This window comes from Novipirellula galeiformis (assembly GCF_007860095.1).
In the GTDB taxonomy this organism is placed as follows: Bacteria; Planctomycetota; Planctomycetia; order Pirellulales; family Pirellulaceae; genus Novipirellula; species Novipirellula galeiformis.
Genome location: NZ_SJPT01000017.1, coordinates 45,962 through 61,082 on the forward strand (window position 1 = coordinate 45,962; position 15,121 = coordinate 61,082).

At 55.9% G+C, this 15,121-nt stretch carries 8 protein-coding genes; 7 read left to right on the plus strand and 1 reads right to left on the minus strand.

From position 1 onward, the window contains the following. Window positions 1–594: 594 nt before the first annotated feature. On the plus strand, window positions 595–2,073 hold the full coding sequence (locus Pla52o_RS25645; protein WP_146597497.1) for a Gfo/Idh/MocA family protein: 1,479 nt from the start codon (window positions 595–597) through the stop codon (window positions 2,071–2,073). 222 nt (window positions 2,074–2,295) lie between these two features. Here Pla52o_RS25645 and Pla52o_RS25650 read toward each other — a convergent pair whose 3' ends face one another. Continuing rightward, window positions 2,296–3,063, minus strand: a complete 768-nt coding sequence (locus tag Pla52o_RS25650; RefSeq protein WP_146597498.1) for a ribonuclease E inhibitor RraB — start codon at window positions 3,061–3,063, stop codon at window positions 2,296–2,298. A gap of 474 nt (window positions 3,064–3,537) precedes the next feature. On the opposite strand from Pla52o_RS25650, the gene Pla52o_RS25655 reads away from it, so the two are divergent. The 6 genes from Pla52o_RS25655 to Pla52o_RS25680 all read left to right on the plus strand — a co-directional run bounded on the left by Pla52o_RS25655 (window position 3,538) and on the right by Pla52o_RS25680 (window position 15,117). Further along, window positions 3,538–4,602 carry an AAA family ATPase gene (locus Pla52o_RS25655; RefSeq protein ID WP_146597499.1) on the plus strand — a complete coding sequence of 355 codons (1,065 nt, stop codon included), beginning with the start codon at window positions 3,538–3,540 and terminating at the stop codon, window positions 4,600–4,602. Next, window positions 4,592–5,473: a DUF58 domain-containing protein gene (locus tag Pla52o_RS25660; RefSeq protein WP_146597510.1), complete on the plus strand. Its 882-nt coding sequence runs from the start codon at window positions 4,592–4,594 to the stop codon at window positions 5,471–5,473. The genes Pla52o_RS25655 and Pla52o_RS25660 overlap by 11 nt, the downstream gene beginning before the upstream one ends. 69 nt (window positions 5,474–5,542) lie before the next feature. Next, the gene (locus Pla52o_RS25665) at window positions 5,543–7,942 is read left to right on the plus strand and encodes a BatA domain-containing protein (protein ID WP_197169536.1); all 2,400 of its coding nucleotides are present in this window, start codon (window positions 5,543–5,545) and stop codon (window positions 7,940–7,942) included. Then, window positions 7,939–10,743, plus strand: a complete 2,805-nt coding sequence (locus Pla52o_RS25670; protein WP_231612665.1) for a VWA domain-containing protein — start codon at window positions 7,939–7,941, stop codon at window positions 10,741–10,743. Before Pla52o_RS25665 ends, Pla52o_RS25670 begins: the two co-directional genes overlap by 4 nt. Further along, window positions 10,744–13,086: a polyketide synthase gene (locus Pla52o_RS25675; protein WP_146597501.1), complete on the plus strand. Its 2,343-nt coding sequence runs from the start codon at window positions 10,744–10,746 to the stop codon at window positions 13,084–13,086. 258 nt (window positions 13,087–13,344) lie between these two features. Beyond that, window positions 13,345–15,117 carry a hypothetical protein gene (locus tag Pla52o_RS25680; protein ID WP_231612666.1) on the plus strand — a complete coding sequence of 591 codons (1,773 nt, stop codon included), beginning with the start codon at window positions 13,345–13,347 and terminating at the stop codon, window positions 15,115–15,117. The last annotated feature ends 4 nt before the right edge of the window (window positions 15,118–15,121 follow it).

Here is a 15,121-nt window from a genome sequence, read left to right on the forward strand (position 1 = left end):
TGGGTAAGTAAAAATACGCCGGGCATTGGGAGCAGCGTCGTTGTGGCTCCACAACATTCCACCATCGCAGCGGCTCGCGGACTTCGCACCGGCTCACCTATGTAGACGCAGGTATTCTGGGAAAGATGCAACACGAATCAAGTTTGATTCGAAAAAATTGCGATTTGGCATCAATCCAGCATGAGTCGCCCCCCATGAAATGAATCCCGCCGCTCCGATCGCGTATAGCGTTTGAATCGACAAAATGGAGAGGTTACGACAGACAATCTGCGGGCTGGCCCCCGTTGGATAGAGCCTCAAGCAAGAAAGCCGTCTCGGTGGGGAAAACCGGGGGGGCGGGGAAGTCGACGCGTGTCGGCTCAACCTCGAATCGCCCCTAAGTCCGCGTGGTCGCCCGAAAGTACGAAGGCAACCTGAGAAAAACAAGGATTTCTGCACACTCTTGTCTTTCTGCGTCTTACTTTCAGGACTTGCGTCATGCATTCAGGACTGGGGCGATGAACAAACACGGAGTTTTCACACAACCGTGCTGGAAGCGTTTACAATGTCACCCTCCCTACCTCTCCCCCCACCTTTTGACGCAAGGATCACTTTATGAGCCACAAACCGATTTCCAAACCGACACGCCGCAATTTCCTGAAGACCACCTCGGCGATCGGCGGATCGCTGATCATCATGGGAACCAAAGCAACCGCAGGGATCAAAGGCGCTAACGATCGCGTGCGGATCGCGGTGGCTGGAGTGAACGGCCGAGGCAATGCCCACATCGGCGGGTGGATGAAGGCCGAGAACGTGGAGCTCATTTATGTAATCGATCCCGCAGAGAACGTGCTACAGAATCGCTTGAAGGGAATCGAAAAACGCGCCGAGGGAAAGTTTACCACCAAGGGCTTGTCGGACTTTCGCGAAGCGCTCGACGACAAGTCGCTCGACGCCATCTCCATTGCGACTCCGAACCATTGGCATTCGCTGATGACGATTCGGGCCGCTCAAGCCGGCAAGCATGTGTATGTGGAAAAGCCGCTCAGTCATGATGTCGCCGAGGGACGCGTCGCGGTCGAAGCACAAAAGAAATACGGCATCGTGGTTCAACATGGAACTCAGCGACGAAGCGATTCCGGCATCGCAGGGCTTCACGAATTGCTCAAGTCCGGCGACTTGCCGAAGCTGAAGATTGCCTATGGCTATTGCTGCAAACCAAGAGGTAGCATCGGTACGAAGCCAAACGGAGCGCCACCCTCGAATTTGAATTGGGATCTTTGGAAAGGTCCCGCGGTGATCGATCAATACCATGCCAATTACCACCCCTACAATTGGCACTGGTTCTGGGAAACCGGCAATGGCGACCTCAACAACCAAGGCACCCACCAATTGGACATCGCACGCTGGGCGATCGACGACGACCAAACGCATCCGGTGCGTATGATGGCAATGGGGGGCCGGTTCCAATGGGATGATCAAGGCGAGACCCCTAACACGATGTTCTCGATGGCCGAATATCCCAACGGCCAGCAGGTCTTCTTTAATGTTCGCAACGTGAACCACGAAGGCTACAAGACCCAAGTCTACAACGAGTATTATCTCGAAGACGGCAGCGTGATCACGGGCGAAGGACGCTACAAGATCTTGCGTCCCGGTGCCGACAAACCCGAAGAGCTAAAGGTGCCATCCGGAAACGTAACCCCCGGCGGCCATTTCAATGCGTTCATCAGCGCGGTTCGCGCGAACGATCCGAGCATGGCCAATGGGAACGTCATGGACGCCCATTACGGTTGTGTACTCGGTCACCTGATGAATAACTCGTACCGCTTAGGCAGCGAGGTTCCATTCAACGCCAAAGCAGGCCAATTCGGTGACAACAAGGACGCGGCAATCCACTTTGGCAAGCTACACTCGATCATGAAGGACGGCGTTGGCGTGCCCGAGAACGAGGCTAAGTACGTTGTTGGCCCCACATTGACGTTCGATCCGGAAACGGAAAAACACACGGGCGAATTCGCAACCGAGGCCAATCAATTGCTCAAGGACCCCAACAACGCGAACTTCAAGATCCCCCAGATCTCTGAGGTCTAAGCGAGAACGTCGAAAGCAAAGGCAAGGAAACCCCACTGCCTTTCGGGCTTGGATAACAAAAAACGAGGCGGCCGTCCGCGCTGGGACATGCCGCCTCGTTGTCGTTTCGTAGAAACCCTGGTTTTCCTTACCCACTCCGGCTCCGCAGCACTCCGTTGCATTGCCATTTCACGATCGTTGCAAAACGGGATTCAATCTCGCGTGATTCCCGCGTGTGCAAGATCACGACTCGTCTTCGTCGCTGTCGCCATTCTCGTCGCCATCACCGTAGACATCGTTGAAATCTTCTTGGTCGAGAAACTGAATCCCCACCACTTCGGAGTTATTCGACGCGGCGATAGCGTTAATACGATCATTCATCGCCACCAATTCCGCTTCGTTATTCTTGCCTTCGATGAACAAGCACAACCCGTAATTGCCATCTTCGTCAGGTTCGTCGTAGCTTTCGATCGTGCCTAATTTCTCGTTATCCAATGCCACCGTCAACGCATCCAAATCGTCCTTGGCAGTACAGAACAACAAGAACAACCAGGGCAAGTCGCTATCGACTTCTAAGCCCGATTCGGTGAAGTGTTGCAATCGCAACTGGGCATCTTCGATCGGCATCCAGTCAAAAAAGTCATCTTCGTCGATCGGGTCAAAGGCGGTCACATCGGCGAGCATCAAACCGAACTCCTTCGCCAAGGCATCGACTTCATCGGCACATGCCTTCACTTGCTCGGGGGTCAACGCTTCACAGCGATGCAGCGACAACATGGGGCCGCTCATCGTGGAGTTCCCCTCGTCATCGACGTGCTCGACCTCTTCTTCAATATCAAACCCGTAGCTCTCTGGGACCCGTTCACCGATTTTTTCAAGCAGCGCTATATCGGTGCTCTCAATTCCAAAAACCCACTCCAGCGGCTCGTCGGTTTTATAGTCAAGATTGTTGACCATGTGATCAAACAGCTCATTGATCTGAGCGTGGAAGTCATTACTCGATTCGTTCATCTTTGCCGCAGTTGTAATTGGGTAAAAGCCATCTGGCAGTTGTATTTTCGCGTAGCATAACAGACGTACCCAAATTCGGGAGCGGACGAAAAGGCTCAATTCGGGCATTGTTTCGCTCACCTAGGGGCGATCGATTTCCGCTGGATCCAATGACCGACGCGTTCGTCCTACCGCATTAAATTTCGCCGCCGCGAATCGAAGCGTGAATGGTTAAATGGGACGCCAAACAGCGCGACTCGAGGGAGAATTGCCCCCGTTCACGATCACTCTCCCGCTGGCTTGCCAGTGAGCGTTTCCCCCCAAGATCGGAGTCTCGTTGCCGCCCGTTTTCCTGGCAAAGGGGGCAAGCTTTCCTTTTTCGGCCCCCATGGCGCTTGAAGTTGAATTTCCTGGTATTCTGTTATCACCAATAGGCGGATGCTTTCGTCGCCAAACCACTCCACGATTGACTACCTCTTCAGCGAAGGATGTTGCATGTCCGCAGACGCCGCGGCAAATCAAAACGGGATCAGCGAGGCAGACTCGAAGCTGTTACATGACGCTCGCAAGCGGATTATCGAGCAGTTGGGCAAAATCATCGTGGGCCAGGAAATCGTCATCGACGAGATCATGATCTGCCTGTTCAGCCGTGGTCACTGCATGCTCGAAGGGGTACCGGGGCTGGCCAAGACGTTGATGATCAGCACGTTGGCCCAAACGTTGGACCTGTCCTTCAGCCGCATTCAATTCACCCCCGACTTGATGCCCGCCGATGTGACAGGAACGGAGATCATCGAAGAGGATCGGGCCAGCGGGAAACGCGACTTCCGATTTATGGAAGGGCCGCTGTTTGCCAATGTCGTGTTGGCGGATGAAATCAACCGCACCCCACCCAAAACGCAGGCCGCATTGCTCGAAGCGATGCAGGAGCGGCAAGTCACGGTGGGGCGTCATCGCCACGTCTTATCCGATCCGTTTTTTGTGTTGGCGACTCAGAACCCGATTGAACAAGAGGGAACCTATCCGCTTCCCGAAGCCCAACAAGATCGCTTCATGTTCAAGGTCTTTGTGGAATACCCCAGCTTCGACGAAGAATTCGAAGTAGCGCGTCGCACGACGGGCAAGGCTGCTGAAAAGGTCGAAGCGGTGTTGGGAGCCGAAGAGATTCTGCGACTGCAAGAACTGGTTCGCCAAGTCCCTGTCAGCGACCATGTCGTTCGCTACGCCCTTTCGCTGGTCCGGCAAACCCGCGTCGGAGGCGACGGCGTCCCCGACTTTGTCGATGAATTGGTCGGTTGGGGAGCGGGTCCACGGGCAGTTCAGTTCCTGATTCTCGGTGGCAAGGCACGGGCACTTTTACAAGGACGTTTTCATGTGCAAATCGAAGACATTCAATACTTGGCCAAACCGGTGCTCCGGCACCGCATGGTCGTCAATTTTGCTGCCGAAAGCGACGGCGTGACCAGTGACGACGTGATTGAACGGATTATTGCCGCGACGCCAACGACCGAGGATGAACTTTCCCGCGATGCCCGCTTCCAAAAAATATTTGCGTCCTGAGGTTACCGCCCGCATTCGTCGTCTGGAGTTGTCGGCGAGGCGAGTGGTCGAAGGATTTTTGTCGGGAATGCATCGGAGTCCCTACTTTGGGCAATCGATCGAATTCCTGCAGCACCGCCAATACACTCGAGGCGACGAGATTCGTCACATCGATTGGAAGGTGTATGCACGTCAAGATCGTTTGCACATCAAGCAATACGAAGAGGAAACGAATCTTCGCTTGACGCTGTTGGTCGATCGCTCCGCTAGCATGGCGTACGGTGATGGCGACTCGAATAAATTTGATTATTCAGCATCGATTGCCGCATCACTTGCCTATCTGGCGTTGCGGCAAAAGGACGCGACCGGACTCGTCACGTTTGATACCAAGGTGCGGGCGACCGTGCCGGCGAAAAGTAATCAACAACAATTGACGCGAATCCTCTCGATGCTCGATTCGGTCGGCGCCGACGGACGCACCGACTTGTCCGCAGTCGTGAAGGAGATTTCGCAAAGCATTCCACGCCGTGGGTTGGTCGTGATCATTTCTGACTTGCTCGGCGTCGACTCATTGTTGGAAGGGTTGCGAATGCTTCGCCAACGTGGCCATGACGTGGCGATGTTCCATATTTTACACGATCATGAAATGGATTTTGAATTTAGCGGCGCCACGCGATTCGAAGGACTCGAAAGCGATGACTTTCTCAATTGCAACCCTCGCGCTTTGCGAGAAGGTTATCTCGAAGCGTTGCAAACGTTCTTGAGCCAAACCAAAAAAGCGTGCGGGCGATTGTCGATCGATTATTTACAGGTTCGCACCAGCGAACCGTTGGACGCCGTGCTCGCCAAGTTCCTCGCCGCGCGCCAATCGCTCCCTAAACTGAAACGCTAGTCACCGCGGGCCTTCGCTCGGCTACCGCTTCCATCATTTCAACCTCACCTTATTCACGTTAAACTTCCCTTGTTTCTCTACCCCGCATTAACGATCGGCTTCTTGTTCGTCGCCGTGCCCTTGTTGGTCCATTTGATCAACATGCTTCGGCACCGACGACAAAAGTGGGCCGCCATGGACTTTTTGCTCGCGAGTTACCGCAAGCAGAAAAAGTGGATTCGCTTGCGCCAACTGCTGTTATTGTTGGCTCGTTTGGCGGTGGCCACGGTCTTGATTGCGATGTTATGCGGATGGACCGGCGGCGGACAAATGCTCGGCGTGCTGGGCGGAACCACCACCCATCACGTCGTCGTGTTGGACGACAGCTACTCGATGGGAGATTCGAGCGGCGGTTCGCTCGCCTATGCGAGGGCCTTGCAATCACTGCAAGATCTGACGCGGCGTTTGGCAACCGATGACGGCAACCATCAATTGACCGTGATGCGATCGAGTCGGGCGGCGCTGACCGTCCGTGGAGGAAGCGAATCGGGTGATTCCGCAGCCGATTTGTCCGCTCAAACGATCACCTCCGATTCACGCTTAATCAGCCGCGTGATGTCGACGGACGCCTCGTCGTTGCTGACCGACCTGGTTCCCGCCTTGGATTTGGCGAGCAAATTGATCCAATCGACTCCCGCGGACCAGAAAGTTTTGTATATCGCCAGCGACTTTCGCGACCGTGATTGGGCAGCGCCGCAACGCTTGGCCGAATCGATGCGAGCGATCTCAGCGGACGATGTCTCGATCCGCTTGATCGATTGTGCCGCCGTGGAAGCAGCGAATCTAGCGGTCACCGATCTCTCACCGGTACAAGACGTCTGGGTCGCTGGCGTGCCGGTGGTGATCCATGCCACCGTTCGCAATTACGGTTCCAACAACGTCAACAACGTCTCGCTCGACGCACGCGTTTACCACTATCCAAGCGACATTCCTCAGCCCGATCCGACCTTGGTGACCAGCGGGCGGGTCGAACCGCTTCCAACACGCGTGATCGAATCGATCCCGGCGGGCGAAGAGGTCACGGTGACCTTCCAAGTCTTTATTGCCGAACAGGGAACCCACGCGATCGAAGTGTCGCTACCGGATGACGCTCTCTCGATCGACAATACACGCACCTGTTCCCTGCCACTCTCAGATGCAGAAAAGGTGTTGATCGTGGATGGCGATCCCGACGCGCGCGGTGCGTACCATGTCGCGTCAGTACTCGATCCAGGGAGCCAGGTTCGGATCGGAGCCATTCCCGATGTCCAGCCTCCTTCGTTTTTAAGATCGGCAACGCTGGAAACCTTCGCCGCCTATCGCGCCGTGTACTTGATTAACTTACCCGAGATCAATGAAAACGTCGCCGATGCATTGGATCGTTACGTGCGACGCGGCGGCGGGGTGGCTTGGTTCTTGGGCGACGACGTCAATCGTGATTCGTACAATCGCAATTTACTTTCCAACGGACGACGACTGTTGCCGATGCCGTTAGGAGAGTCCGCGCCGGTGGCCCATGCGAGCGGCGACGCGTCGGCCGATGTGGTCTTTGGGGACGCTCCGGAGCTTCTCGCGCCGCTGAAAGCGGGCGGAGACGCGGCATTGTCGCTGATCGGTTTGACGCGTACATGGACGCTCCAGTCACCGGCGATGGCGGAGGAGCTTGATCCCAATGGCCCGCGTGTAAAAACCGTCTTAAAGCGTCGTGACGGCAATCCCTTTGTGACTCAGCACGATGTCGATCGAGGTCGCGTGATCACCGTGCTCAGCGGAATTGATGGGCAATGGACCAATTGGCCGGGGGATCCCACTTTTGTGGTGTTCCTGTTGCAGGCCAATGCGGATTTATGGAGTGGTGCAGCCCCTGCGACGCATCGCTTTATCGATGATCCCGTCGAGCGAATCCTAGCCCTGGATCAATACGCTCCCGAAGCAACCTACTTGCCTGCGACCGAGTCCCCTCCGCGAGTGCCGATCGAATTGGTCGCCGAACCGATCGCTGACGGTGACAACGCCGGCGTGCTCGCACGCGTGGCTTTGGATCCGATGGAGATGGTGATTGCGGATGAGGCGAGCGTGAACGATGTGTTGAACCCCGGTATTTCCGAGTGGGCGATCACCCAGACCGATGGACGTGTCAAAATCGTCCCCGTGGCGTCCGTGATTCGAACGGGCGAAGGAAACTTAAAACGCACCGACCCCGCAATCATCCAACAAGGATTGTTGCCAGTGGAAGTCAAATTTTTGAGCAGTGAAGCATGGAACGCCGAGAATCAAACGGCCGGCAGTTCGACGTTGACGTTGTTCTTGCTGGGATTATTGATCACGCTGCTGGCGGCCGAACAAGCCCTTGCCTACTGGGCTAGCTATCACACGGCATCCCCCTCAACGACCGACGGCAAACGTGCGGCCAGTCATCTCGGAGCCTTTTCGTTGCGAGCTGCCAGATGAATGAAACGCTAAATCCAAACGTGAATGAAACTCTCACTTCCGCGGTGACGGACTCCGTCAATCGCGACACTCAGCACGTGGTTTACGAATTCGCCCGAGCGGCCACCTTGGAAGGTTGGTGGTCGTGGGCGTTGTTGATCGGTGCGCTCGCCGCGATCCTGTTTGTTTGTATCCGTCTTTATCGTCGCGATACAAACGCCTTGGCCGTGATCACCGGGCGAACGTTGATCGGATTGCGATTGGTCACGATCGCAGCCCTGATTTTTTTCTTCTTTGATCTCCATCGCCGCACCGAACGGATGGTCACTCGGCCGAGTGAAGTGGCGATTTTGGTCGACACCAGCCAGAGCATGTCGTTGCCGGCCGGATCGTTGGCAAGCACCGAGAGTCGCTCCGAGCGGGTGGCGAGTTTGCTTGGAAAAACGGATCTGCTGAAACGACTCGAAGGCGAACATCGCGTCAGTGTTTATGCATTTGACCAAACCAGCGAACCGAAATTATTGGAATCGCGTGGAGGACTCTCCGCTACGAATTCCGATCCCTCCGAAAAGGACCTTGCGCAGCCGGGGATCTCGAAATGGGCAGTCGGAGGCGTGCTACTGATTGGTTTAGGAACCGTCTTTTCGATCTTGTCGCTGCTATTCGGAGTTGCCGGACGGGTCGAGCCGATCGGTTGGTGCGTCGGCGGCGCGGCACTCTCGCTGGCGCTGGGAATCGTATGCCTTGGCGGCGTCTACGCGATCGAGACCCAGTACAGTTTGGCACAAATACTCGGTCGAGAGCCAAGTCCGGCGGACCCCGGTTTAGAGCGAGACCCTGTGGACGAGGAAACCGACGAATCGGCAACCCCGCTTCGCGTTTCCGATTGGAGCAAAGAGATTGCGGCGACCGGCACCCAAAGTCGCATCGGCGACGCCCTGCGAAGCGTCTTGGCCGACCACGATGCTTCCACGCTCGCCGGCGTGGTTTTGCTCAGTGATGGCCAAAATAACGGCGGCGCGGGCATGACCTCGGCGATCGCCACGGCGACACGTAGCGAAGTTGCGGTATTCCCAGTCGGCTTGGGTAGCAGCAGTGCCCCGACCAACATTCGTGTCGTCGATTTGGATGCACCACGCCGCGTCTACCCAGGCGACAAGTTCGCGATCACGGCGATGCTACAAGCCAGCGGTGCGAGCGACTTGGAGGTCGACGTTCAATTGCTCGACAAGCTCGATGACGATGCCGGGAACGAGGAAACCAACGCGCCGGCGAACTTGGGCGAAGTCATCGATAGCCAAAAGGTCAAAGTCACCAGCGACGGAACGTTGACAGCGATCCGATTTGAAATGCAGCCCGAATCGGTCGGCCGTCGACGTTTAGCAGTCCGTGTCGTCTCGCCCGCCGAAGATCAAAACAAACGCGACGATACCAGGGACGCGCGTTACGAGGTCGTTGCCAAGAAGCTTCGCGTCTTGGCGATCGCAGGCGGCCCCACACGTGAATATCGTTTTGTCCGCAATTTACTGTTCCGTGATAAATCCATCGAGTTGGATGTCTGGTTACAAACCGGTAAACCCGGAATGAGCCAAGACGCCGATCAAGTGCTGCAAGCGTTTCCATCGCAACCCGAAGCGTTGTTTGAATACGATACGATCATGGTGTTTGATCCCGATTGGACCGCGATCCCAGCGGAATCATTGGATTTGATGGATCGTTGGATCAGCCAACAAGCGGGCGGATTAATCATTGTCGCAGGCCCGGTCTACCATCCTCAATGGACCCGTTTGCGAACCGACCCGCGGGTCAGCCGAATCTCGGGCTTCTTTCCCGTCAACCTCTCCACTCGCGGTGCGTTGCTAAGCGGCGGACGCCAAGGTGGCGACAATCCGTGGCCTCTGGAATTCACCGCCGAAGCGCGTCGCGCGGAGTTCCTTTGGATCGCCGAAGATGCCAAGGAAAGCTTCGAGATTTGGCAACAATTTGGTGGTGTCTATGATTTTGTGGGCGTCAAAAGTGCCAAGCCCGGCGCCAAGGTGTATGCGAATTTCTCGGATCCCACGACCGAAATCGGGGGTACAAAACCGGTCTATTTAGCGTCTCACTTTTATGGTGCCGGTCGGGTCTACTTCCAAGGCAGCGGCGAAATATGGCGTTTGCGTGGCGAGAGTGATGCCTATTTCGATAGCTACTACACCAAGCTCGTGCGGTGGGTCAGCGAAGGGCGGTTGATGCGTGACAGCACGCGAGGCGTGTTGTTGGTCGATTCCGCACGCGCGATGGTGGGCGAGACGATCACGGTCCGCGCCATCTTGACCGACGATCAATTTGAACCGCTGAACGTTCCCGAAGTTTCCGCCAAACTACTGGCACCGAGCGGCCGAATCGACGACATCCAATTGTTACCACTCAAAGGCGAACCGCGACCGGGAACCTATGGCGGTCGGTTTGTGGTCCGCGAGGCGGGCAGCTATGAATTACGACTGACACTCGGCGATGCATTGGAGGAACAAGTGCTGCGGCAAAGCGTCCAAGTCCGCTTGCCCACCGTCGAACTCGAACGACCGCGACGCAACGACGACGAACTGAAACAACTCGCCGACGTGACCGGTGGAACTTATTCTCCGATGTCGGAAGAAACCAGTCTCGAATCGCTCTCGGGGTCACTTGTTTCGTTTTTAAAACCGCAACCTCAAACCACCGTATTGCCAGGAACGCCGGACATCGATTTCAACCGTCGTCGCAACATCGTGCTGATGTGGCTGATCGCGACCATGTTGACGATGGAATGGGTAACCCGGCGATTGCACCGATTGGCTTAGATGGGAACACCACTTTCACTTGACCCGAAACTTCGACGTCTGATCGATTCGCTACGCCAGCGGATTCGTCGGTATGTCATCGTGGATTCGCTGCTGGCGATTGCCGCGGTGGTGTTAGCCGCGTTCTGGCTCGGGCTAGCGTTGGATTACGGGCCGGTGTTGTTAGGCGGCACCGAAATGCCGCCACTGGCGCGTTTGATTCTGTTGCTGGTCGTTGCCGTGACCGTGCTGATGATGGTCGCTCGTTTGTTGATCGGACGCTTGCGTCGTCCGTTGCCCGATGACAGTTTGGCCTTGCTCGTCGAACGCCAACATCCGCACCTGGGCGGCCGCTTGGTGACGACCGTCCAACTCAATCGTAGCGACCGAGACAACGACTCCCATGCCCCGGAATTGTTAAAGCGAGTCCATCTCGAAGCGACCGCGGCGATTGACCAAGTTGACACCACCCGCATTTTCACGTGGCAACCGATCCTGCGAAAAACGATGTTCGTGGCCCCGATGTTGCTTGCGGCGCTGGCGTTGTTGCTGCTCAACCCGACGGCCTTTGCCCGCGCCACCACTCGTTTGACGCTGTTATCCAATGATCCTTGGCCACGCCGTGCCACGCTTGACATGGTCGGCATTGAGTTGCCGGTCATCTCGGCCACCGACGAAGAAGCATTGGCGCCGACGTTGGTCGAGTTTGAAGAAAAGGTGATCCAGCTTCCGCGCGGTAGCAGCGGCACCTTGCGAATTCGGGCCCTGGCCGAAGCAGCCGAAGTCCCGGTCGTGTGCACCGTTTACTATCGCAGCGACGATGGAACGCGTGGGCAATCGAATATGCGACGCATTGGACGCGTGGTCGATGGATATCAATCGTTTGTACTCGATGGCCCGCCGTTGGCCGGACTCAGCGATTCGATGACGCTCAGTGTCCGAGGTCTTGATGCTCGACTAGACGATTTTCGGATCGAAGCGGTTACGCCTCCGGCGATCACCCGCATGAATGTCTCGGTCCGTTATCCCGAATACCTACGCCCCGAAGCCCCCTCGGAATTTGATCTCCGCACCGACTACCAAGCGGGCTTGCGGTTACGCGAGGGCAGCGAAGTCGTATTGACGGCGACCAGCAGCGTCCCGTTGGGCGATACCGAAGTCGTGCTGCGGACCGACTCGGGCGAATTCGAGCGCGCCCAATGGATCCCCAGTGAAGATCGGCGCGAAGGACAAATCGTGCTCAACGACTTCACCCGCTCGACCGCCGTTCGCATTGTCCCGCGAGATCAACAAGGCATCTCGGCCCAAGCCCCCTATCGATACTTCTTCGGCGTCGTGACGGACGAACCACCCGAACTACAGATGCGACTGCGTGGCATCGGCACCGCAGTCACTGCGATTGCCAAAATGCCAGTGGAGGTGGTTGCCAAGGACGATTATGGAATCGAGTCATTGGAGGTTTCGGTGACCCCGTTAGCCATCCGTGACCCAACCGAAACACAAGAGGCCCCAGGGGACCCGGCCTCGGATCCTGCGGGCGTCAGTATGCCGCTAAAGTGGGACCGCCAAGGGGATGCCGCCACGGAGATCGATTTGCGTGAATGGGCTGCCCAAGAACGCCTAGCGGAACTCGCCCCAGGAAGTGTGATCAATGTTTTTGCTGAGGCCCGCGATGGCTACGACCTTGGCAAATCTCACCTAACTCGTAGTGAATTGTTCCGTCTCGAAATCGTGACCCCTGAAAAATTGTTAGCGTTATTGGAACGGCGTGAATTGGCACTTCGGGGACGTTTGGAACAAACGATTGATGAAACAAGAAATCTGCGTGACACGCTCGATCGGTTGCGCCGCATCGGATTCGAGGAAGTGACCGACGCGGTCGGCGAAGAGGCCGATGACACGCGAACCACGCAAGTTCGTTTGCTGCGAGTCCAACAAACCGGGCTGCAAGCAAACAAAACAAGCGAAGAGTTATCGGGAATCGCAGCGTCGCTGGACGATTTGTTGCAAGAGATGATCAACAATCGAGTCGATTCGGTGGATCGTCGCGAACGGATTGGCGAAGGGGTGCGTGACCCGCTGAAAAACATCGTTTCCGGACCACTGCAGCGTTTGAAAGACCAAATTCACGGCATCGAACAGAGCATGGAAGTGACGCAGGAGGCTGCTCGAAAAACGGGCGAAGCGGTGCAAACGGCGGAGGATGTTTTGCTGCAATTGACCGCCGTACTGGAAAAAATGCTTGATTTAGAGAGCTATAATGAAATCCTTGACATGGTGCGTGAATTGATCGAGGACCAAGACGAGCTATTGGAAGAAACGAAGGCGGAACAGAAAAAACGCGTCTTGGATTTGTTTAAGTAGCAAGTCCATCCGAGGGCGGAGATTGCATCCCAACGACTCAAAATGTCTTGACCGCTTGACCAACAAAGCGTTGCCCATTTTGAATGAGGTACGGAATCAAAATCCCCCGACGCGTCCGTCGTGAAGTTGCGTTATTGCAGTTTCCCCCAACAAATCATAACCCGACGCGTAAGCGTGGGACCGAGTCGAGAGTGAATTCCTCGCTCACGCTGCGGGTTATGAAACAAGGTGCTGCGCCACAATCATAATGAGTTAACCATGATCCCAACCAAGACTCTCACCTCCTTCGCAATCGCGTTCTCCTTGGGATTGCTGTTCGGTGGCGATGCTTTTGCCCAAGAGTCGAATCTTCCCGAACGCCAAACGGGAGTCGCGACGCGCTACGAGCGGCTCGAAGAATTGTTGCTGCGGTTGGCGGAAATTGAGGGTGCCGAAAATCCCGAGCGGGCTGCTCTGTTGCGCCGCGCCGCGCGGCAATCACGCGATCAATTCGTCTTAAGCCAATTAAAGGATGCCACCGAAGCGCTTCGCAGCCAACGCTTTCAAGAAGCAGTTGACAAACAAAAAGGAGCCTCCGAGGGACTCCAAGGATTGTTGCAACTGTTGATGAGCGAGGACCGCTCCAAACGCATTCGGGATGAAAAGGAACGCATTGCCAATTTGATCAAGGATCTCAAACGAGTCGAACGGTCCGAACGAAGTACGCGTGCACGAAATGAGAATGGTGCCGATTTGAAGGAGGTCCAAGCCGAACAAGAGGCGATCACCAAGCGAAGTGAAGCTCTCCGAGCCGAGTTGTCCGACCAGGACGCCGAAGATTCATCGGCAGAGGAAAAAGGCGACGACGGATCGGACGACAAGCAGGACCAAGGCGAGAAGAAACCAACCGAGCCGGGCGAAAAATCGGATTCGCCCCAGGACTCAAAGGATCCGAAATCGGGTGACGCCAAATCGGACGATGGCAAGTCCGCGAAAGGGGACAACATGGACCCCCAGGATCCGAGTGAGCAAAAGTCGGGCGATTCCGGGGATCCATCCGAGAACAAACCGAGCGACTCCGAAGCCCCCAAACCATCGGATGCCAAACCATCGGACTCAAAGCCGTCGGATTCCAAACCCAGTGGCGATCCATTGCAGTCGCCCCCCAGTGGCGAATCGCCACCGGAGTCATCCGCTTCGCCCCAGGATCAAGCTCCGTCGCCACAAAGTCCTCAGCAACAAGCCGAACAGCAGTTGCAAGAGGCGATCGAGAAGATGAAGGAAGCGGAGCAAGAACTCGAACAAAACAAACGTGCCGACGCGACGGAGAAGCAACGCGAAGCGGAAGACAATTTACGCGAAGCGATCGATCGCCTCGAGCGCATTTTGCGTCAATTGCGTGAAGAAGAGATGCAGCGTGAGTTGGCGAAGCTCGAAGCACGGCTGCGACGGATGGCGGCGATGCAATCCAAGGTGCTCGATGACACGATCGCGTTGGCCGCCACGCCGCAATCCCAGCGCAATCGTCAAACGGACCTAAAAGCGGGCGATTTGGCGTTTGAAGAGAAGAAAATTACGCTCGAAGCCGATCGGGCCATGCTATTACTGCGTGAAGAAGGTTCGAGTGTCGCATTCCCCGAAGTGGTTTCGCAAATTCGTCTGGATACCACCCATGTGGCTGAAAGACTCTCCGAAACGAAGATTGACGCCGTGACGCAAGGGATCCAGCAAGACATCCTGGCAGCGCTCGAGGAGATGATTGCCGCCACTCAGAAGGCCCAACGCGATCTTGAAAAGAAGCAACAGCAACAGCAGGGACAGCCCCAACAGGGGGGAAAACAGGAGCAACCGCTCGTCGAAGCCCTAGCCGAATTGAAATTGATCCGTACGATGGAAACACGGATTAAAACGAGCACGTCCCGCTATGCGGACCTGCTAGAATTAAACGAATCAACGGCAGAGGAGACATTGCCATTGCTTCAAGACTTGTCCGAACGTCAAAATCGACTGTATCAAATCACTCGTGACTTGGTGCTCAAACGCAATCAATAACCTG